This window comes from Priestia sp. SIMBA_032, from assembly GCF_046535215.1.
Lineage (GTDB): Bacteria > Bacillota > Bacilli > Bacillales > Bacillaceae_H > Priestia > Priestia aryabhattai.
The window spans coordinates 1-286 of sequence record NZ_JAWRXD010000449.1 but is presented as its reverse complement, the minus strand read 5'-3'; the positions used below and the strand labels follow the sequence as shown (position 1 = coordinate 286).

1 pseudogene is annotated in these 286 nt (G+C 40.6%); it reads left to right on the top strand.

Annotation, left to right across the window (positions count from 1 at the left end):
• Positions 1-286: pseudogene (locus SB717_RS35125) on the top strand (IS200/IS605 family element RNA-guided endonuclease TnpB); the annotation flags it as partial.

Sequence of the window (286 nt, the reverse complement as noted above, 5' to 3'; positions counted from 1 at the left end):
CTGCCAAACTACCTGCCATGAAGAAAGAGCTTGTTTGGCTAAAAGAAGTGGATAGTATTGCGATTCAGTCGTCTGTTCGCAACCTTGCGGATGCTTATACGCGCTTTTTCAAAAAACAAAACAGCGCACCGCACTTTAAATCTAAGAAAAACAACGTACAATCTTATACCACAAAACAAACAAATGAAAACATTGCCGTTGTAGGGAACAAAATAAAGTTGCCGAAACTAGGCCTTGTTCGATTTGCCAAAAGTCGTGAAGTAGAGGGGCGTATTGTAAATGCTAC